We start from the raw sequence: 17708 nt of genomic DNA on the forward strand, positions 1-17708 counted from the left end.
TGCTCACGGTGGCCTGCGCCCTGCTGCTGGCCGGATGCGCGCGTGAAGCCGCTGCGCCGTCGCCCGCCATGGATGCGCCGAAGCCGCGGGCGAACCAGGCGGCGAGCGCGAACGACTACATCGGCACCGCCGAACCATTGGCGGCCAACGCGGTGTACTTCGTCCTCACCGACCGCTTCGTCAATGGCGATCCCGCCAACGACCAGCGCGAGCAGGCGGCAGGTCCCAACCACACGTTCGACCGTCCGGTGCCCGGCGCACCGGCGGGGCACAGCGACAACATCGGCTACCTCGGCGGCGACTTCAAAGGCCTGCTCGACAACGCCGACTACATCCGCGGCATGGGTTTTGGAGCGGTGTGGGTAACGCCGATCGTGGACCAACCTGACGAGGCCTTTACCGGCGGCGATCCGGTGGCATGGGGCAGCATGTTCACCGATCGCGGCAAGACCGGTTTCCATGGCTACTGGGGGGTGAATTTCTACAAGCTCGACGAACACCTGCCCAGCGCCAACCTCGATTTCGCCGGCCTCACCAGGGGCCTGAAGCGGAACGGCCTGAAGACGGTGCTCGACATCGTCTGCAACCACGGCTCGCCGTCCTACACGATGCCGGCGGACCAGCCGAAGTTCGGCGAGATCTACGACAAGGACGGCAAGCTGCTCGCCGACCACCAGAACCTGGCGCCGGACAAGCTCGATCCCGCGCACAACCCGCTGCATGCGTTCTACAACACGCATCCCGGGCTGGCGCAGCTGTCGGACATCAACGAGAACAACCCGCAGGTGCTGGAGTACTTCGTCGGCGCGTACTCGCAATGGATCGACCAGGGCGCGGACGCGTTCCGCATCGACACGATCCCGTGGATGCCGCATGCGTACTGGCATGCCTTCACCACGCGGATCCGCGCGAAGCACCCGGGCTTCTTCATGTTCGGCGAGGCCTTCGACTACGACGCCGCGACCATCGCCGCGCACACGCTGCCGCGCAACGCCGGCGTGAGCGTGCTCGACTTCCCGCTGAAGGAGCGCGTGGCGGAAGTCTTCGGACGCAAGGGTGGTGGGTTCGAACGCATCGCCGAGCGCCTGTACCTGGAGGACGGCCCGTACCAGAACCCGTACGAGCTGATGACCTTCTACGACAACCACGACATGGCGCGGCTCGACGCCAGCGATGACGGCTTCATCGACGCCAACAACTTCCTGTTCACCACGCGCGGCATCCCGGTCATCTACTACGGTTCGGAGACCGGCTTCGAGCGTGGCACCGCCGAGCACATGGGCAACCGCAACTACTTCGGCCAGGAACGTATCGACGCCGCACCGCGCAGCGCGATCTACCAGTCGCTCAAGCGCATCGGCTCCCTGCGCGCGGCCACGCCGGCATTGCAGCGCGGACTGCAGGTCAACGTGCTGATGCAGGGCGAACGCGCCGTGTTCTATCGCGTGCTGCAGCAGGGCGGTACGCACCAGATCGCCCTGGTGCTGCTCAACAAGGGCGCGACGCCGGCGGCGTTCGCGGTCACGGACATGCTGCAGGCGGGACGTTGGCGCGCGGCACTAGGCGGGGGCGACGTCGATGTCGCCGAGGGCGGCGCGCTGCAGGCGACCGTGCCGGCGCACGGCGTCGAGGTCTACGTCCTCGATGCGGCGGTGACCCAGCCGGCGTTGCGTGCGGCACTGGCGCGCGCCCGCGGCGGCGCACACCCGCGCGATTGAGGCATGGCTGCTCCCTTCGCGTCGCGGAGGGAGCCGGCGGTCAACCGACGGTGCTCGACCTTCGGACCACCAGCGACGGCGGCAGCATCACGCTGTCGACGGGTTCGGCACGCACCCGCTTGAGCAGCGTCTCCACCAGCAGTTCGCCGGCGCGCGAGGTGTCCTGGATCACCGAAGTCAGCGGCGGGCTGGCGACGCGCGCCATCGGGATGTCGTCGAAGCCGACCACCGCGACGTCCCACGGCACGTGGCGGCCGTGCTCGACCAGGGCGCGCATCGCACCGATCGCGATGAGGTCGCTGGCGGCGAACAGTGCATCGAACGGGCGTCCGCGTTCCATCAGCGCCAGCGCCGCGGCATAGCCGGCTTCCTCCGAACTCTCGGCGTCGACCTGCAGGTCGACGTGCATCGATGCGCCGCCCTTCTGCAGCGCCGCGTCGCAACCGCGATAGCGGTCGAAGAATTCGGGATAGTGGTTGGAGGCGTGGCCGAGGAAGGCGACGCGCTTGCGTCCCAGGCCCAGCAGGTGTTCGCCCACGAGCTGGCCGCCCTGGAAGTTGTCGCAACCGATCGAGATGCCCGGCTGGTCGGGCAGCACCGCGCCCCAGCGCACGAAGTGCGTGCCGTGTTCGACCAGCTGCTCGAGCTTGCTGCGATAGGCCATGTAGTCGCCGTAGCCGAGCAGGATCAGGCCGTCGGCCTTCATGCTGTCTTCGTAATCGGCGTGCCAGTCGTCGGAGAGCTGCTGGAACGACACCAGCAGGTCATGGCGGTGGCGCGCGCAGGCGCGCGTGATCGAACCGAGCATCGACAGGAAGAACGGGTTGATGTGCGACTCGTCCGGGGTCGGGTCCTCGAACAGCAACAGGGCCAGCGTGCCCGAACGCTGCGTGCGCAGGCTCGAGGCGCGATGGTCGACCTTGTAGTTGAGTTCGCGCACTGCTTCGAGCACGCGCTCGCGCGTTTCCGGATTCACCAGCGGGCTGCCGCGGAGGACGCGCGATACGGTGGCCTGGGAAACGCCGGCGCGATGGGCGATGTCGACGGAAGTGGCGCGGGACTTCTTGCTGCGCATGCGGACCGGGAAGCGTCGGAAACGCGCCGAGTGTAGTCGGAAAGCGGCAGATCACCGCAAGCCGCGATGGGGGGGTGGCAAAAACGACGACGCCGGCGCGAAGCCGGCGTCGTCGGTGGCGGAACCGCGCGGGGCGGCTCAGCGCTTCATCGAACTGAAGAACTCGTCGTTCGACTTGGTGGTCTTCATCTTGTCGAGCAGGAACTCCATCGCGCCGATCTCGTCCATGCCGTGCAGCAGCTTGCGCAGGATCCAGATCTTCTGCAGCAACTCCGGCTCGATCAGCAGGTCCTCGCGGCGGGTGCCCGAGCGGTTGATGTCGATGGCCGGGTACACGCGCTTCTCGGCGATACGGCGGTTGAGGTGGACTTCCGAGTTGCCGGTGCCCTTGAACTCTTCGTAGATCACCTCGTCCATCTTCGAGCCGGTGTCGATCAGCGCGGTGGCGATGATGGTCAGCGAGCCGCCTTCCTCGACGTTGCGCGCTGCGCCGAAGAAGCGCTTCGGGCGGTGCAGGGCGTTGGCGTCGACGCCGCCGGACAGGACCTTGCCCGAGGAGGGCACGACGTTGTTGTAGGCGCGGGCTAGGCGGGTGATCGAGTCGAGCAGGATCACGACGTCCTTCTTGTGCTCGACCAGGCGCTTGGCGCGCTCGATCACCATTTCGGCGACCTGCACGTGGCGGGCGGCGGGCTCGTCGAACGTCGAGGAGACCACTTCGCCGCGCACGGTGCGCTGCATTTCGGTCACTTCTTCCGGACGCTCGTCCACCAGCAGCACGATCAGGTGCACGTCCGGGTGGTTGTGCGTGATGGCCGTGGCCACCTGCTGCATCATCATCGTCTTGCCGGCCTTGGGCGGCGAGACGATCAGGGCGCGCTGGCCTTTGCCCTGCGGTGCCATCAGGTCGAGGATGCGGCCGGTGATGTCCTCGGTCGAACCGTCGGCGCGCTCGAGCTTGAACTTGCGGCGCGGGAACAGCGGGGTGAGGTTCTCGAAGAGGACCTTGTTCTTCGACGCTTCCAGCGGCTCGCCGTTGATCGTGTCGACCACGGCCAGGGCGAAATAGCGCTCGCCGTCCTTCGGCCAGCGGATGCGGCCGGACAGGTGGTCGCCGGTGCGCAGGTTGAAGCGGCGGATCTGGCTGGGCGAGATGTAGGTGTCGTCCGGTCCGGCGAGATAGCTGGCCTCGTGCGAGCGCAGGAAGCCGAAGCCGTCCGGCAGGATTTCCAGCACGCCGTCGGCGGCGACGCCTTCAGCGTGACGGGTCAGGACCTTGAGGACGGCGAAGATGACGTCCTGCTTGCGGGCGCGGGCCACGCCTTCCTGGATCTGCAGCTGTTCGGCGATGTCCAGCAGGCGGTTCGCGGGCATGCGCTTGAGGTCGCCCAGCGAGTAGACCGGGAAGCCCTCGGGCACCTGCGGGTGCGGGCGCGGGACGAAGGTCTCGTTGCCGCCGCCGTCGTCCTGCATGCCGCCGTCGCGGTAGCGGTCGCGCTGGCGGTCGCGGCGGTTGCGGAAGCGGTCGCGGCGGTTGCCACCACCGCCCTTGTCGAAGTCGCGGCCTTGCTGGCCGTGGTCGCCACCGCCGCCCTGGGCAGACGCGGCGTCGTTGGCAGCGGCCGCCGGGGCGGCTTCGCCTGCGGACGGGGCCGGCGGCGGCGCGGATTCGCGCGGTGCGGGCGGTGGGGCGGATTGTTCGGCGGCGGCCGGCGCATCGGCCTTCACGACGCGTGCCTTGCGCACGCGCTTCTCGACGATTTCGCCGGAGTCGGGGGTGTTATCGGACAAGCAGGGAATCCTCGCTAAGCGGCGAGCGCTCGCGGTCTGCGAGCGGGACGTCAGGGACGTGGGTCATTGAGAAGAGGGGCGCGGCGCCGAGTACATATCGGCTTGCCTGCAGGGCGAAACTAGCACCGCGGCCGCGTGGCGGCAAGCGCGCCGCGACACAAGTTCAGTCCCGATAATGATGAACGAGCCGCAGCGAGGGGTAAAAGTCGGCCACGGGTCGTTTCAGCGGGTCCGCGGCAAGGCTGCCACGGGTCGTTTCAGCGGGTCCGCGGCAAGGCTGCCACGGGTCGTTCCCAGCGGGCCCGCGGCAAGGCCGTCACGGGTCGTTCCAGCGGGTCCGCGGCAAGGCTGCCACGGACCGGTTCAGCTGCGCAGGCCCTTACAGCGCCTTGTCGAGCATCTGGCTCAGCTGGGCCTTGCCCACCGCGCCGATCTGCTGGGAGTGGATCTGGCCGTTCTTGAACAGCAGCAGCATGGGGATCGAGCGCACGTGGTACTTCATCGCGCTGGCGCGGTTGTGGTCGACGTTGACCTTCACGATCCTGGCCTTGCCGGCGTAGGTGTCGGCCAGCTCGTCGAGGGCCGGAGCGATCATCTTGCAGGGGCCGCACCATTCAGCCCAGAAATCGACGAGCACCGGCTCCGACGAGCCCAGCACGACGGCATCGAAATCGGCATCGCCGACATGCATCACTTTGTCGCTCACGCGCATCTCCTGGAGCTTGGGGCCCCAGCAGGAGCGCGGGGCGGGTAAGTAAAGGGGACCACGGACCGGATGACCGGACCGGTGGGACCGCAGGCTGGGTTAAACTGGGGCGTTTCGCGCCGGCTTCAAGTCCTGGCGCCTACGTCAAACCGAGCCGGCGAGCCCGGCCCCGGCAGTCTGCGATGGCAGGCCGCCCCCATGCAAGCGCTGCCCACGGCAGCGCGGCCTTCGCGATGAAACACAGAAATCCATGAGCGACAAACCGCTAACCGACATCACGTTCGACTCGTTCGAACTGCACCCGTCCCTGCTGGCCGGCCTGGAAGCCGCTGGCTTCACCCGCTGCACCCCGATCCAGGCGCTGACCCTGCCGCTGGCCCTGAATGGCCGCGACGTCGCCGGCCAGGCCCAGACCGGCACCGGCAAGACCCTCGCCTTCCTGGTGGCGGTGATGAACCGCCTGCTGACCCGTCCCGCCCTCGCCGAGCGCAAGCCGGAAGACCCGCGCGCGCTGATCCTGGCCCCGACCCGGGAACTGGCGATCCAGATCCACAAGGACGCGGTCAAGTTCGGCAGCGACCTGGGCCTCAAGTTCGCCCTGGTCTACGGCGGCGTCGACTACGACAAGCAGCGCGAGATCCTGCAGAAGGGCGCCGACATCATCATCGCCACGCCCGGGCGCCTGATCGACTACGTCAAGCAGCATCGCGTCGTCTCCCTGCACGCCTGCGAGATGTGCGTGCTCGACGAGGCCGACCGCATGTTCGACCTCGGCTTCATCAAGGACATCCGCTTCCTGCTGCGGCGCATGCCCGAGCGCACCACGCGCCAGACCCTGCTGTTCTCGGCGACGCTGTCGCACCGCGTGCTGGAACTCGCCTACGAGCACATGAACGAGCCGGAAAAGCTCGTGGTCGAAACCGAATTCATCACCGCGGCCAAGGTTCGCCAGAAGATCTACTTCCCGGCCGACGAGGAAAAACTGCCGCTGCTGATCGGCCTGCTCTCACGCTCCGAGGGCGCGCGCACGATGGTGTTCGTCAACACCAAGGCGTTCGTCGAGCGCGTGGCGCGCGCGCTGGAAAGGGCCGGCTACCGCGTCGGCGTGCTCAGCGGCGACGTGCCGCAGAAGAAGCGCGAGTCGCTGCTGAAAAGGTTCCAGGCCGGGCAGCTGGAGATCCTGGTCGCCACCGACGTGGCCGCACGCGGCCTGCACATCGATGGCGTTTCCCACGTCTACAACTACGACCTGCCGTTCGATGCCGAGGACTACGTGCACCGCATCGGCCGCACGGCGCGGCTGGGTGCGGAAGGCGACGCGATCAGCTTCGCCTGCGAGCGCTATGCGATGTCGCTGCCGGACATCGAGGCCTATATCGAGCAGAAGTTGCCGGTCGCGGCGGTCGAGGCCGACCTGCTGGTCGCGGTGCCGCGCGCGCCGCGCGAGATCCCGGCGGGTGGCGAGGGCGACGAGGCCGGCGAAAGCATCGGCGCGATCTTCAAGGAAGCGCGCGAACAGCGCGCCGCCGATGAAGAACGTCGTGGCGGTGGCCGTAGCCGCGGTGGCAAGGACGGTGCCCGCAGCGGCGGTCGCCGCGAAGGCGGTTCCCGGGCCGGTGCCCCGCGTGCGCGCACTGAGCGCGCGCCGGGCGAAGCCCACGCGCCGCGTCCTCCGCGTGCCGAAGCGCCCGCCGCGCCGCACGCCGCACCGGTTGCGGCCAATGTCGCCGTGAACGAGGCCGGGCATGCGCCGCGCAAGCGCCGTCGCCGTCGTGGCGGACGCAAGATCGAAGGCGCCGAGGGTGCCGTGCAGGTGGCGAAGTCACCGGCGAACGTCCCGGCCAAGCCGGCTGCCGCCGCCGCGGGGGCGAAGCCGGGCCTGATTGCCCGCATCGGCCACGGCCTGAAGAAGCTGGTCACGCGCGCGCCCAGTTCGCAGCATTGAGGGGCCGCGGGTCGCACGCGATCCGCGCCACCTCTCAGGCACGCATCCCGGCCACGCCGGGATGTGGCGGCGGCCATCGCCGCCAACGACTAGCCATCGCCGCGTCCGGCCCCGATACTTGCCGCTGAACTGGCTGCACTTCCGGACCGAATGGCCGTCCTGCGCTTCGACAACGTCAGCAAACGCTACGACAGCGGTCACCACGCGTTGACCGACGTGAGTTTCGAAGTCGCCACGGGCGAGATGCTCTTCATCACCGGCCATTCCGGCGCCGGCAAGAGCACGCTGCTCAAGCTCATCCACCTCAGTGAACGCGCCAGCCGTGGTGCGGTGCTCTTTGGCGAGCGCAACCTGGCCAAGGTGCGCGGCGGCCGTATTGCCCTGCACCGGCGCGATGTCGGCGTTGTCTACCAGGACCACCGCCTGCTCACCGACCGCAGCGTTGCCGACAATGTCGGCCTGCCGCTGGTGCTGCGCGGCATGCGGCGTGGCGACATCGCCAAGCGCGTGCGCAGCGTGCTCGAAAAGGTCGGGCTCAGCGCGCGGGCGAATGCCCTGCCGGGCCAGCTCTCCGCCGGCGAGCAGCAGCGCGTGGGCATCGCCCGCGCGATCATCGGCGAGCCGAAGCTGCTGGTGGCCGACGAGCCCACCGGCAACCTGGATCCGACCCTGTCCGCGGAGATCCTCGACTTGTTCGCCTCGCTGCCCGAGCGCGGCACCAGCGTGCTCATCGCCAGCCACGACCTCAACCTGCTCAAGCGCATGAAGAAGCGCGTGCTGGTGCTCAACCAGGGTCGCCTCGTCGACGATATCTCGCCGCAGGACCTGGCCGAATGAACATCGAAGTCGACGCCATGAAGGCGCAGTCGCGCATCGGCATGTGGTTTGACCACCACGTCTACAGCCTGGTTGCGAGCCTCGGTCGCATGTTGCGCAAGCCATGGGCGACCGCACTCACCATCGGCGTGATGGCGGTGGCGCTGGCCCTGCCGTTGGGGCTGTGGGCCACGCTGCGGAACGTCGAACGTTTTGCCGGTGACGTGCAGCAGTCGCGCCAGGTCAGCCTGTTTCTCAAGACGGATGTCACCGTGGACCGCGCCAGGGCGCTGGCCGGGGAATTGAAGGCGCGCGGCGACGTCGCCCAGGTCGAAGTGCGCACGCCGGAGCAGGGCCTCGAAGAGCTGCGCCAGCGCGGCCTCGGCGATGCGCTCGCCGCGCTCGAAGGCAATCCGTTGCCAAGCCTGTTGATCGTGACGCCCAAGGTTGGTGATCAAGGCGGTGCGGCCGATGAAGGCGCGCTCGCGGAATCGCTGCAGGCACTGCCCGAAGCCGACGTCGTCCGACACGACGCTGGCTGGCGCCATCGCCTCGACCAGTGGCTGCGTTTCGGCGCACGCCTGGCGTGGGTGCTCGCCGGCCTGCTGGGCCTGGGCGCGCTGCTGGTCGTGGGCAACACGGTGCGGCTCGACATCCAGTCGCGTCGCGACGAGATCGGCGTGCTGCAACTGCTGGGCGCGAGCGATGGATTCATCCGCCGGCCCTTCCTGTACCTGGGCGCGTGCTACGGGCTGCTGGCGGGCGCGTTCGCGCTCGCCCTGCTCACCGCCACCGATATCGCCCTGCGCGCGCCGCTCGCCGAACTCGCGCGCAGCTACGGCAGCGGCTTCGCCCTGCGCGGGTTCGACCCGTCTGAGGCGGGCGCGATCGTGTTCGTGGCCGGTCTCCTGGGCTGGCTCGGCGCCGGTTTCGTGACCGGTCATTACCTGCGCCAGACCCGTCCGACGGACATTTGAGTAGTCTGAAAGAGTCCCTCCGGGACATCTTTCAGACACGCCGGGCTCGAGCCAAGCTCGACCCCGGCTTACGCGGATCAAGCACTTGCGTGCTTGCCCGCGTGCGGCACATCCCTGTGCCGCAGGAATCGCCGAACTTCGTTCAGCGATTCCTTGAGCCAAAAGCCGACCGGCGTCGCAACATCGCCGCGTAATCGCAGCAGGCAGCGCGTACACTCGCGACTCGCCCACTCCGCCGTCCCCGCAATCTCATGTCTTCGCAGGATCTGCGCCACCTCGACAAGGCCGCGCCACGCGTGATGGTGGTGGACGGCAGCAAGCTGGTGCGCAAGATGATTGGCGATGTGCTGGTGCGCGAAGTCGCCGACGCCGAACTCGTCGCATGCGGCAGCATCGGGGAAGCGCGCGACGCGCTGGCGCGGGGCGCGGTCAATCTGGTCACCACTTCGCTGGTGCTGCCCGATGGCGATGGCATCGCACTCGCGCGCACGGTGCGTGAAGCGTCGGGCCAGGCGTACGTGCCGATCATCGTCATCTCCGGCAATGCCCAGGACGCACTGGAAGCGCGACGTTTTACCGAGGACGTCACCGATTACTTCGACAAGGGCCTGGGCTACAGCGCGCTCGCGGCCTTCATCCGCGGCTACGTGCAGCCCGAATCGATCCCGGGCGCCCGGGTGCTGTACGTGGAAGACAGCAAGGTGGTCGCACTCGCGACCAAGCGCATGCTGGAACGCAACGGCCTGGTCGTCGTGCACTTCGTCGGCGTCGAAGAAGCGCTGGAGTACCTCGAGCAGCATCGCGGCAACGACGATCCGGGCGCCGACCTGGTCCTCACCGACGTCTACCTCAAGGGCGAACTCGAAGGCAGCGACCTGCTCGACCGGATCCGCAACGACTTCGGCTACGGCAAGCGCCGCCTGCCGGTGCTGGTGATGACCGGCGACGCCAATCCGGACAACCAGAGCGAGCTGCTGCGCATGGGTGCGAACGATCTCGTGCTCAAGCCGATCGAGGAGCGCCTGCTGGTGACCAAGACGCTGTTCCAGTTGCGCGTGGCGAAGATGCCGGAGCAGCGCACGCTCGACGCGTAATCGGCGCGCGGCGCAGCGGTATCCTGTGCGCATGAACGACATCGGCGAACGCATCCGGCTCGACCCTTCCTGGAAATCGCGCATGGGCGACTACCTGCAGCGCGACGACATGCAGGCGTTGTCGACGTTCCTGCGCGAGCGCAGGGCGAGCGGCGCGCGCATCTTCCCGCCGGGACCGCAGATCTTCGCCGCGCTGGACGCGACGCCTTTTGACGCGGTGAAAGTGGTGATCCTCGGCCAGGATCCGTACCACGGCTTCGGCCAGGCGCATGGTCTGTGCTTTTCGGTGCAGCCCGGCGTCGCGGTACCGCCGTCGCTGGACAACATCTACAAGGAAATCCAGCGCGACCTGGGCATCGCGCGGCCCGGCCACGGGTGCCTCGCGCACTGGGCGGAGCAGGGCGTGCTCCTGCTCAACGCCGTACTCACCGTCGAGGAGGGGCGCGCCGGCGCGCACCAGGGAAAGGGTTGGGAAGGCTTCACCGACCGCATCGTGGAAACGCTCAACCGCGAACGCGAGCACCTGGTGTTCATGCTCTGGGGCAGCTATGCGCAGGCCAAGGGCAAGGTCATCGATCCGCGCCGGCACCTGGTGTTGAAGGCGCCGCATCCTTCGCCGCTGTCGGCGCATCGCGGGTTCATCGGCTGCGGACATTTCTCCACCGCCAATCGCTACCTCGCGCAGCACGGCATGGCGCCGATCGACTGGTCGCTGCCGCCGCGCGAGCGGATTGCGTAGCCGCAGCGGAGGTGCCAACGAAAATGCCGGGCGAGGCCCGGCATTTTCGGGTACATCGTCGCGCTGCTTCAGTCGAACTACTTCAGTCGAACTGCAGGCGCGCGTCGCCGGAGAACGACTTCAGCGATATCTCGCCGTCGCCGCTGCCGTAGCGGTGCTCGAAGTTCGAACCCGGGCCATGCTTGGGCCGGCTGATCTCCACGTCGGGTGCAGAGAGTTCGCCGCTGAAGCTATCCCCGCGCACCTGCGCGGAAAGGTTCGCGGGCATGCGCAGGGTAAGGTTGCCGCTCACGCTTTCCAGGCCGATGCGACCGCCGGCGGTCAATGCGGTGTCGATACGCATGTCGCCGGACACCGTGTTGCCGCTGAACTTGCGCACGCTGCTCTGGTGGCCGGAGACGTCGATGTCGCCCGATACGGTTTCCACGTGCACCTCGTCGCTGAGGCGGCCGCGCAGGTCGATGTCGCCGCTCACGCTCTCGGTGCTGACCTTCGGACTGTTGAGGATCAGCTTGAGGTCGCCGCTGACGCTGTCGATCGTCGCTTCGCGCGGTGCGCCGACGACGTTGATGTCGCCGCTGACGCTGTCGATGGAAAGTTCGTCCGAGGCCATGCCGCTGACGTCGACGTCGGCCGATACGGCGTCGATGTCGAGGTCGGCCTGCAACGGCACCATCAGCCGCAGCTCCGAGGGTTCGCTCTTGTCGCTGCCGGAGAAGAAGCCAAGGCCGCCGTTCTTGGGGTACTTCACCTTTATCGACAGGTGCTGGGCGTCGCCGAGGATCTCCAGCTTCTCCACGCCCTGGCCGAGGCTGCCTTCGATCTTCACCTCGCGGCGGTCCCAGGCCCGCACTTCGATGCTGCCCTTGACGTTCTCGATGCTGAGGTGGCCGCGGGCATCAAACGCGCGGGTTTCGTTGATGGGCGTCGCGGCGAGTGCGTCGTGGAACAGCGTGGGGACAGCGAACAGGCCGACGGTCATCAGGGCGAGGGCGCGGGACATGGGACTTCTCCGGAACAGCAGGTAGGCGAAAGGATCAGGTGTAGGCGACGCGCTGGGCGAGCGCGAGGCGATGGGCGTAGGTGCGGCGCAGCTGTTCGAGCAGGCGGACCGAATCGGGGTCGCGGGTGAGCGCGGCGCGGATCAGGGCGACATCGCGGTCCAGTGCCTCGGCCGTGGGCTGCAGGCTCGGCGGCATGGGTACCTGCACCTCCTGCAATGCGGCCTGGTACTGGCGCGAAAGGCCGTCGGCTTCGCGTTGCACCAGGGTCGGCGACTGCGCCTGCGACGGCGCGGTCACGCCGGCGGTACGGGCGAACCAGCCCACGCTGCCCACGGCCAGAACCACGCTGGCGGCGAGTGCGACCGGCCCCAGCCAGCGGGGCGACCGGCGCACCGGCGCCCGCTGCGTGGCCAGGCGCGCTGCGATGCCGGGCCACAGGTCGTGCGACGGAGTGGCGTCCTGGCGCAGGGCGCGCAGTTGCCAGCGCAGAGCCTCGGGGAAGTCGTTGCTGTCGTGGGAGTTGTCGTGACCGGTATTCATGCGTGTGCCTCCAACCGCGTCCGCAACAGGTGGCGGGCGCGGTGCAATTGCGCTTTCGAGCTGCCGACCGCCATGCCGAGTTCGGCGGCGATTTCCTCGTGGTGCCAGCCTTCCACGTCGTACAGCACGAGTACCGCGCGGGCGCGCGGCGGCAGGCTGGCGACGGCGCGCTCCAGGTCCATCGACAGCGCGGTGCCGTAGCCGGCGGAATCAGGGACGCCCAGTCCGTCGAAGGCGTCCTCGCTGCCGTCGTCCTGCGGACGGCTCTTGCGGCTGCGCAGGTCCATCAGCGCCGTGTTGACCGCGAGCCGGTGCAGCCAGGTCGCGAAGGCCGACTCGAAACGGAAGGCCGGCAGCGCCTGCCAGGCGCGGACGAATGCGTCCTGGGTCAGGTCTTCGGCGCGGGCGCCATGACCGCCGACCAGCCGGGCGATCACGCCATGGATGCGGCCGGCGTGGCGCCGGTAGAGCGCCTCGAAGGCCGCCACTTCGCCCCGGGCGGCCGCGCCGACCAGGGCGCGGTCGTCGTCGGCCCCGGTGTCGGGGTGGTCGGTTTCGATGGGCATCACGGCGGCGAGCAGAGCCATACAGATGCACGGGCGTCCCCAGGCGTTTAAGCGGGTCGCTGCGGCGGGCATCCCTATTCAGGCCGCATCAGGCCGCATGCGCCAAGGCATCGCGTTTGCTTGGATATCCCCCGGTAGCAAAAAGGCACGCGAATGAGCAATGGGGCCTCACGGCTTCATTACATGGATGCGCTGCGCAGCGTTTTGATGCTGCTGGGGGTGGTGCTGCATTCGGCGCGGCCGTACGACTCGGACGCCTGGCAGGTCAAGGACCAGGCCCACCTGCCAGCGCTGGATTGGCTGGTGGCGGGCATCCATCTGTTCCGGATGCCGGCGTTCTTCGTCGTCGCTGGCTACTTCGCGATGTACCTGCTGGTGCGGTGGCCGGTACGGGACTTCCTGCGCGACCGCATGCGCCGGGTGCTGGTCCCGCTGCTGGCGACGCTGCTGACCTTCAACCTGCTCCAGGTGCGGCTGGTGATCGGCGCCGGGGGCGATGCCGGTTTCCTGCAGGGTGCGCTACTGCCTGCGTGGGTGGATGGGCAATGGGTTTCCCACCTGTGGTTCCTGTTCTCCCTGGCTGTCTATTTCGCCCTTGCCGCCATGTTCGCGCCGTACCTGCGCCGCCTGGCCGACCCCGATGGCGCCGTCGCCTCCTGGTTGCGGGGACGGTGGGCCTTGCCCTTCGTGCTGCTCGCGCTGGTCGCAACGCCGCTGGGCGTGGTGGCGGTGGGCCGGCTTGCCGGTCCCGGTTGGGATGAGCCCCTGCTGGGGAGCGCCAGTCCGGCGGAGCTGCTGCTCTACCTTCCCGGCTTCCTGGTGGGGATGTTGCTGTGCGCCAGTCCGGAGCTGCTCGACCGGTTCGCCCGGCGCGATCGGCTGGTGATTGCCCTTGCCGTGAGCGGAGGGGTGGTGATGCTGCTGACCGAGGGGCGTTCGGATTACGCCTTCCGTACCGCACACTTCCTGGGCGAAGGGCTGTTGCGGTGGATGGTGGTGCGGGTGCTGTTCTCGCTGTTCCGCGAATGGGCGGACCGGCCGTCGCGCACCTTCGCCTACCTGTCTTCCGCCAGCTACTCGATCTATCTGTTCCACCACGTGACGGTCATCGCCATGGCGACGGCGCTGCTGTCGCTGCCGCTGGCGGCCGGGATCAAGTTCCTGATCGTCCTGGCAGTCGCATCGATGGTGTCGCTGACACTCCACCATTTCCTGGTCCGCCGCTATGCCGTGCTGGGCTATCTGTTCAATGGCCGCAAGCCGGTCCAGCATGATGTCCGGCCGATGGCCACGGCCCCGGAATGGGTGCCGCCGGCCTCCCCGGCGCCGGGAGCGCCGGAAAGCGGTAGCGCGGGCCGTTCCGGCGGTGGATGAGATCCTGGGGCCACCCCGCGGGCCCGAAATTGGCCGCTGCCGGGGCCTTGGCAGGGTCAAACCGCGTTCCATGAATGCAACGCACCGGAACTTCCGCGGGGTTTAGCAGTCCCAAACCCCGACTGCTAAGATGCCTGCCATGACCCAAAACACCGCCCTTATCGCCAATAACCTCCCGGTTCCGGCCTTCAATGGCCTGACCGCAATCGGTTCGCTGGATGCCTACATCGGCGCGGTGCACCAGATCCCGGTGCTCACCGCCGAAGACGAGCAGGCGCTTGCGCGCCGCTTCCGCGACGGAGAGGACCTCGACGCCGCGCGCGACCTGGTGCACTCGCACCTGCGCTTCGTGGTCCATGTCGCCCGTGGCTACAACGGCTACGGCCTGCAGATGGGCGACCTGATCCAGGAAGGCAACATCGGCCTGATGAAGGCGGTCAAGCGCTTCGACCCGGAGCAGGGCGTGCGCCTGGTTTCCTTCGCGGTGCACTGGATCCGCGCCGAGATGCACGAGTTCATCCTCAAGAACTGGCGCATCGTCAAGGTCGCCACGACCAAGGCGCAGCGCAAGCTGTTCTTCAACCTGCGCAAGTCCAAGACCCGCCTGGGCTGGATGAATGCCGAGGAAGTGCGCGCCGTGGCCGCCGACCTCAACGTGTCCGAACGCGAAGTGCTGGAGATGGAATCGCGCCTGTCCGGCCGCGACATCGGCTTCGACGCGCCCACCGACGAGGACGACGACCACGCCCCGCCGTCGCCGGCCGCCTACCTTCGCACCGATGCCGAGGATCCGTCGCAGGCCTACGAGCGCGCGGACAGCGAGGACAACCAGCTCGAGTTGCTGCGCGAGGGCCTGGCCGGCCTCGACGCCCGCTCGCGCGACATCGTCAAGCGTCGCTGGCTCGATGCCGACAGCAAGATCACGCTGCAGGAACTGGCCGACGAATACGGCGTGTCCGCCGAACGCATCCGCCAGATCGAAGCCAACGCACTGAAGAAGATGAAGGCGTTGTTCGCTGCATAAGCGTCGCGCGAAAGCAGACAGGAAAAGGCCCGGTTCCCCGGGCCTTTTCTTTTGCCGCCGGGATGCCGCGGTTACGGCTGCGTCGTGTTGTTGACCGACTGCGTGCACCAATCGAAGCCATCGACAGCCAGGCCGACGGCGAGGTTGCGCGAGCACAGTGCGGCGCTACCCATGTTGCCGTAGTTGGTGCCGGTGCGCGCCATCATCACGTTGTTGAGGATGCGTGAAGTGGCGCTGTCGGTGACGATCGCCGCGGCGAAACCGCCCTCATTGGGCTGCAGGTCGATGACCTGGTTGTTGTTGATCAGCGCGTTGTCCGACATGTCGACGCGAATGCCCCAGATCGTGCCGTTGCCGAATGCGCCGGCGACCGTGTTGTTGGAGATCACGTTGCCGGTCGAACGCACGCCCGGTTCGAAAGCGGTTACGGTGATGTTGCGGGAGTAGTCGTAGAAGGTGTTGTGCGTGCTCAACACGCTGTTGCCAACGATGCGCGAGTTGCTGCCCCACAGCACGATGCCGTCGAGCTTCGGCTTCACCACGTCGTTGTTGGCGATCTCGATCCGATCGCTGCCCGGACCGAACAGGATGCCGGTGCCGAAGTCGACGAGCTTGCACGAGCGCACGGTAACGTCATGCACCGGACCGAAGCCGCTGCCGGTGATGCCGAAGGCATCATTGGCCGGATCGCTGTGCGTGATGCTGCGACCACGGCAGTCCAGCGTGACGTCACTGGACTCGATGCCGATGGCGCCGCCGACGAGGTTGGTGGTGATGTTCTGCTTGAGGCAGTAGTAGCCAGGGCTGGTGATGGTGACCGGCACGGCGGTGATCCATTGCGTGCAGGGCGACGCGGTGGCGGTCTGCGCCATCGCGGGGGTGGCAAAACCGGAAAGAGTCGCGAACGAAAGAACGACAGCAAAGAGTCTATGCATCCTTAAATCCCCAAAAATCCATTCAAAAGAAAACCCGCTACGCGCGGGGGCATGTTGTCGCGCGAGGCCTCCCCTGCGGCCGCGCCGCGCGACCTTAGCACGGGTGTCAATCCGCCGATGCGTCAGTAGTACCGCCCAGGATGATCCGCGCGTGCCGCTGGTAGCTCCAGTACGCCCACGCCCAGTTGACCAGCACGATCACGCGGTTGCGGAAGCCGATCAGGAAGAAGATGTGGATGAAGAGCCAGAACCACCATGCCAGCAGGCCGGAGAGCCTGAGCCTGCCGAAGTGCACGACCGCCGCCATGCGGCCGATGGTGGCGAGGTTGCCGAAGTCGCGGTAGCGGAAGGGCAGCGCGGCCTCATTGCGCAGGCGCGCACGGATGACGCGCGCGACATGCGCGCCCATCTGCTTGGCCGCGGGCGCGACGCCGGGCACCGGCTTGCCGTCCTGCTGCACGCTGGCGAGGTCGCCGGCGACGAAGATCCACGGATGATTCGGCACGCCGAGGTCGGCGTCGACCTGCACGCGGCCGGCGCGGTCGCGCGGTGCGTCGAGCAGTGCGCCCAGCGGTGAGGCCGCCACGCCCGCCGCCCACAGCACGGTGCGTGCAGGCACGCGTCGTCCGCCCAATGCGTACCCGTCCGCGTCGATCGCCTCCACCGGCAAGCCGGTCACGACCTCGACTCCGAGACGATCGAGTTGCGCGCGTGCCTTCGCCGACAACGACTCGGGGAACGACGACAGCACGCGTGGTCCGGCTTCGAGCAGGCGCACCTTCGCTTCGGCCGGGTCGATGCGGCGGAATTCATTGCGCAGGGTGTGGCGCGCGATCTCCGCCAGCGTGCCGGCCAGTTCCACGCCGGTGGGGCCGCCGCCGACCACGGCGAAGTTGAGCCAGGCGGTGCGTTCCTCGGCGGACTGCGCGGCTTCGGCGCGCTCGAACGCGAGCAGCAGGCGCCGGCGGATCGCGAGCGCATCGTCGAGCGTCTTCAGCCCCGGCGCATGCGCGGCCCAGTCCGCATGGCCGAAGTAGGCATGGGTGGCGCCGCTCGCCAGCACCAGGTAGTCGCAGGTGAGGACGTCGCCGTCGGCGAGCGTCACCGACTTCGCGACGGCATCGATGCCGACGACTTCACCCAGGCGCACTTCCACGTTGCGCTGCGCGCGCAGGATATGGCGCAGCGGCGCGGCAATGTCCGGTGCCGACAGCCCCGCGGTCGCGACCTGGTACAGCAATGGCTGGAACAGGTGGTGGTTGCGGCGGTCGACCAGGGTGATGCGAACCTGGTCGCGCGCCAGCGCGCGCGTGGTCCACAGCCGGCGAAGCCGCCGCCGACGATCACGACATGGGGAGTTGGCTTGCCGGGCGTTTTGTCCATGGGGGCATTGTTTCAAAACCA

Annotated in this window: 15 protein-coding genes and 1 pseudogene; 8 read left to right on the top strand and 8 right to left on the bottom strand. The window is 68.0% G+C overall.

Translation table 11 applies throughout. The features are described from left to right. Positions 1-68 precede the first annotated feature (68 nt). A complete protein-coding gene (locus ACXJJ9_RS05630) occupies positions 69-1718 on the top strand; it encodes an alpha-amylase family glycosyl hydrolase (RefSeq protein ID WP_457096585.1) in 1650 nt (549 codons plus the stop codon). A gap of 40 nt (positions 1719-1758) precedes the next feature. Here ACXJJ9_RS05630 and ACXJJ9_RS05635 read toward each other — a convergent pair whose 3' ends face one another. The 3 genes from ACXJJ9_RS05635 to trxA all read right to left on the bottom strand — a co-directional run bounded on the left by ACXJJ9_RS05635 (position 1759) and on the right by trxA (position 5290). Further along, the gene (locus ACXJJ9_RS05635; protein ID WP_457096250.1) at positions 1759-2793 is read right to left on the bottom strand and encodes a LacI family DNA-binding transcriptional regulator; all 1035 of its coding nucleotides are present in this window, start codon (positions 2791-2793) and stop codon (positions 1759-1761) included. A gap of 138 nt (positions 2794-2931) precedes the next feature. Further along, a complete protein-coding gene (rho, locus tag ACXJJ9_RS05640; RefSeq protein ID WP_457096251.1) occupies positions 2932-4584 on the bottom strand; it encodes a transcription termination factor Rho in 1653 nt (550 codons plus the stop codon). A 379-nt stretch (positions 4585-4963) separates the two neighbouring features. Next, on the bottom strand, positions 4964-5290 hold the full coding sequence (trxA, locus tag ACXJJ9_RS05645) for a thioredoxin (RefSeq protein WP_310054471.1): 327 nt from the start codon (positions 5288-5290) through the stop codon (positions 4964-4966). A 250-nt stretch (positions 5291-5540) separates the two neighbouring features. Here trxA and rhlB point away from each other — a divergent pair, with 250 nt between their 5' ends. The 5 genes from rhlB (at position 5541) to ung (ending at position 10861) form a co-directional block, all read left to right on the top strand. Beyond that, entirely contained in the window at positions 5541-7235 is a 1695-nt protein-coding gene (gene rhlB, locus ACXJJ9_RS05650) for an ATP-dependent RNA helicase RhlB (RefSeq protein ID WP_457096252.1), read from the top strand. 150 nt (positions 7236-7385) lie between these two features. Further along, positions 7386-8072 carry a cell division ATP-binding protein FtsE gene (ftsE, locus tag ACXJJ9_RS05655; RefSeq protein ID WP_457096253.1) on the top strand — a complete coding sequence of 229 codons (687 nt, stop codon included), beginning with the start codon at positions 7386-7388 and terminating at the stop codon, positions 8070-8072. Next, complete coding sequence (gene ftsX / locus ACXJJ9_RS05660) at positions 8069-9028, top strand: permease-like cell division protein FtsX (RefSeq protein ID WP_457096254.1); 960 nt, start codon at positions 8069-8071, stop codon at positions 9026-9028. The genes ftsE and ftsX overlap by 4 nt, the downstream gene beginning before the upstream one ends. 251 nt (positions 9029-9279) lie before the next feature. Continuing rightward, positions 9280-10122, top strand: coding sequence for a response regulator (locus ACXJJ9_RS05665; protein ID WP_457096255.1), 843 nt, complete (start codon positions 9280-9282; stop codon positions 10120-10122). 31 nt (positions 10123-10153) lie between these two features. After that, positions 10154-10861: a uracil-DNA glycosylase gene (ung, locus tag ACXJJ9_RS05670; protein ID WP_457096256.1), complete on the top strand. Its 708-nt coding sequence runs from the start codon at positions 10154-10156 to the stop codon at positions 10859-10861. Between the two features lie 82 nt (positions 10862-10943). On the opposite strand, the gene ACXJJ9_RS05675 is transcribed toward ung, so the two are convergent. From ACXJJ9_RS05675 to ACXJJ9_RS05685, 3 genes are read right to left on the bottom strand one after another with little or no spacing between them, the layout of a single operon-like run. Next, the gene (locus ACXJJ9_RS05675) at positions 10944-11864 is read right to left on the bottom strand and encodes a DUF4097 family beta strand repeat-containing protein (protein WP_457096257.1); all 921 of its coding nucleotides are present in this window, start codon (positions 11862-11864) and stop codon (positions 10944-10946) included. A 34-nt stretch (positions 11865-11898) separates the two neighbouring features. Further along, positions 11899-12405, bottom strand: coding sequence for a hypothetical protein (locus tag ACXJJ9_RS05680; RefSeq protein ID WP_457096258.1), 507 nt, complete (start codon positions 12403-12405; stop codon positions 11899-11901). Beyond that, positions 12402-12971 carry an RNA polymerase sigma factor gene (locus ACXJJ9_RS05685; RefSeq protein WP_457096586.1) on the bottom strand — a complete coding sequence of 190 codons (570 nt, stop codon included), beginning with the start codon at positions 12969-12971 and terminating at the stop codon, positions 12402-12404. The genes ACXJJ9_RS05680 and ACXJJ9_RS05685 overlap by 4 nt, the downstream gene beginning before the upstream one ends. A gap of 183 nt (positions 12972-13154) precedes the next feature. Here ACXJJ9_RS05685 and ACXJJ9_RS05690 point away from each other — a divergent pair, with 183 nt between their 5' ends. Both ACXJJ9_RS05690 and rpoH read left to right on the top strand, forming a co-directional pair. Further along, entirely contained in the window at positions 13155-14345 is a 1191-nt protein-coding gene (locus ACXJJ9_RS05690; protein ID WP_457096259.1) for an acyltransferase family protein, read from the top strand. 139 nt (positions 14346-14484) lie between these two features. Further along, positions 14485-15369: an RNA polymerase sigma factor RpoH gene (rpoH, locus tag ACXJJ9_RS05695; RefSeq protein WP_310054453.1), complete on the top strand. Its 885-nt coding sequence runs from the start codon at positions 14485-14487 to the stop codon at positions 15367-15369. 71 nt (positions 15370-15440) lie between these two features. Here rpoH and ACXJJ9_RS05700 read toward each other — a convergent pair whose 3' ends face one another. Together ACXJJ9_RS05700 and ACXJJ9_RS05705 are read right to left on the bottom strand one after the other, a co-directional pair. Beyond that, positions 15441-16304 (bottom strand): right-handed parallel beta-helix repeat-containing protein, encoded by an 864-nt coding sequence (locus ACXJJ9_RS05700; RefSeq protein ID WP_457096260.1) that lies wholly within the window; start codon positions 16302-16304, stop codon positions 15441-15443. Positions 16305-16410: 106 nt separating this feature from the next. Continuing rightward, positions 16411-17687 (bottom strand): annotated as a pseudogene (locus tag ACXJJ9_RS05705) (NAD(P)/FAD-dependent oxidoreductase). Between the last annotated feature and the right edge of the window lie 21 nt (positions 17688-17708).

The organism is Lysobacter sp. P5_B9, from assembly GCF_054049835.1.

Coding starts and splice junctions, on each gene's coding strand:
- ftsX (WP_457096254.1), top strand. CDS start 8,069: ATGAACATCGAAGTCGACGCCATGAAGGCGCAGTCGCGCATCGGCATG.
- ACXJJ9_RS05690 (WP_457096259.1), top strand. CDS start 13,155: ATGGATGCGCTGCGCAGCGTTTTGATGCTGCTGGGGGTGGTGCTGCAT.
- ACXJJ9_RS05675 (WP_457096257.1), bottom strand. CDS start 11,864: ATGTCCCGCGCCCTCGCCCTGATGACCGTCGGCCTGTTCGCTGTCCCC.
- ftsE (WP_457096253.1), top strand. CDS start 7,386: ATGGCCGTCCTGCGCTTCGACAACGTCAGCAAACGCTACGACAGCGGT.
- rpoH (WP_310054453.1), top strand. CDS start 14,485: ATGACCCAAAACACCGCCCTTATCGCCAATAACCTCCCGGTTCCGGCC.
- ACXJJ9_RS05680 (WP_457096258.1), bottom strand. CDS start 12,405: ATGAATACCGGTCACGACAACTCCCACGACAGCAACGACTTCCCCGAG.
- ACXJJ9_RS05635 (WP_457096250.1), bottom strand. CDS start 2,793: ATGCGCAGCAAGAAGTCCCGCGCCACTTCCGTCGACATCGCCCATCGC.
- rhlB (WP_457096252.1), top strand. CDS start 5,541: ATGAGCGACAAACCGCTAACCGACATCACGTTCGACTCGTTCGAACTG.
- ACXJJ9_RS05685 (WP_457096586.1), bottom strand. CDS start 12,971: ATGCCCATCGAAACCGACCACCCCGACACCGGGGCCGACGACGACCGC.
- ung (WP_457096256.1), top strand. CDS start 10,154: ATGAACGACATCGGCGAACGCATCCGGCTCGACCCTTCCTGGAAATCG.
- ACXJJ9_RS05630 (WP_457096585.1), top strand. CDS start 69: ATGGATGCGCCGAAGCCGCGGGCGAACCAGGCGGCGAGCGCGAACGAC.
- ACXJJ9_RS05665 (WP_457096255.1), top strand. CDS start 9,280: ATGTCTTCGCAGGATCTGCGCCACCTCGACAAGGCCGCGCCACGCGTG.
- ACXJJ9_RS05700 (WP_457096260.1), bottom strand. CDS start 16,304: ATGCATAGACTCTTTGCTGTCGTTCTTTCGTTCGCGACTCTTTCCGGT.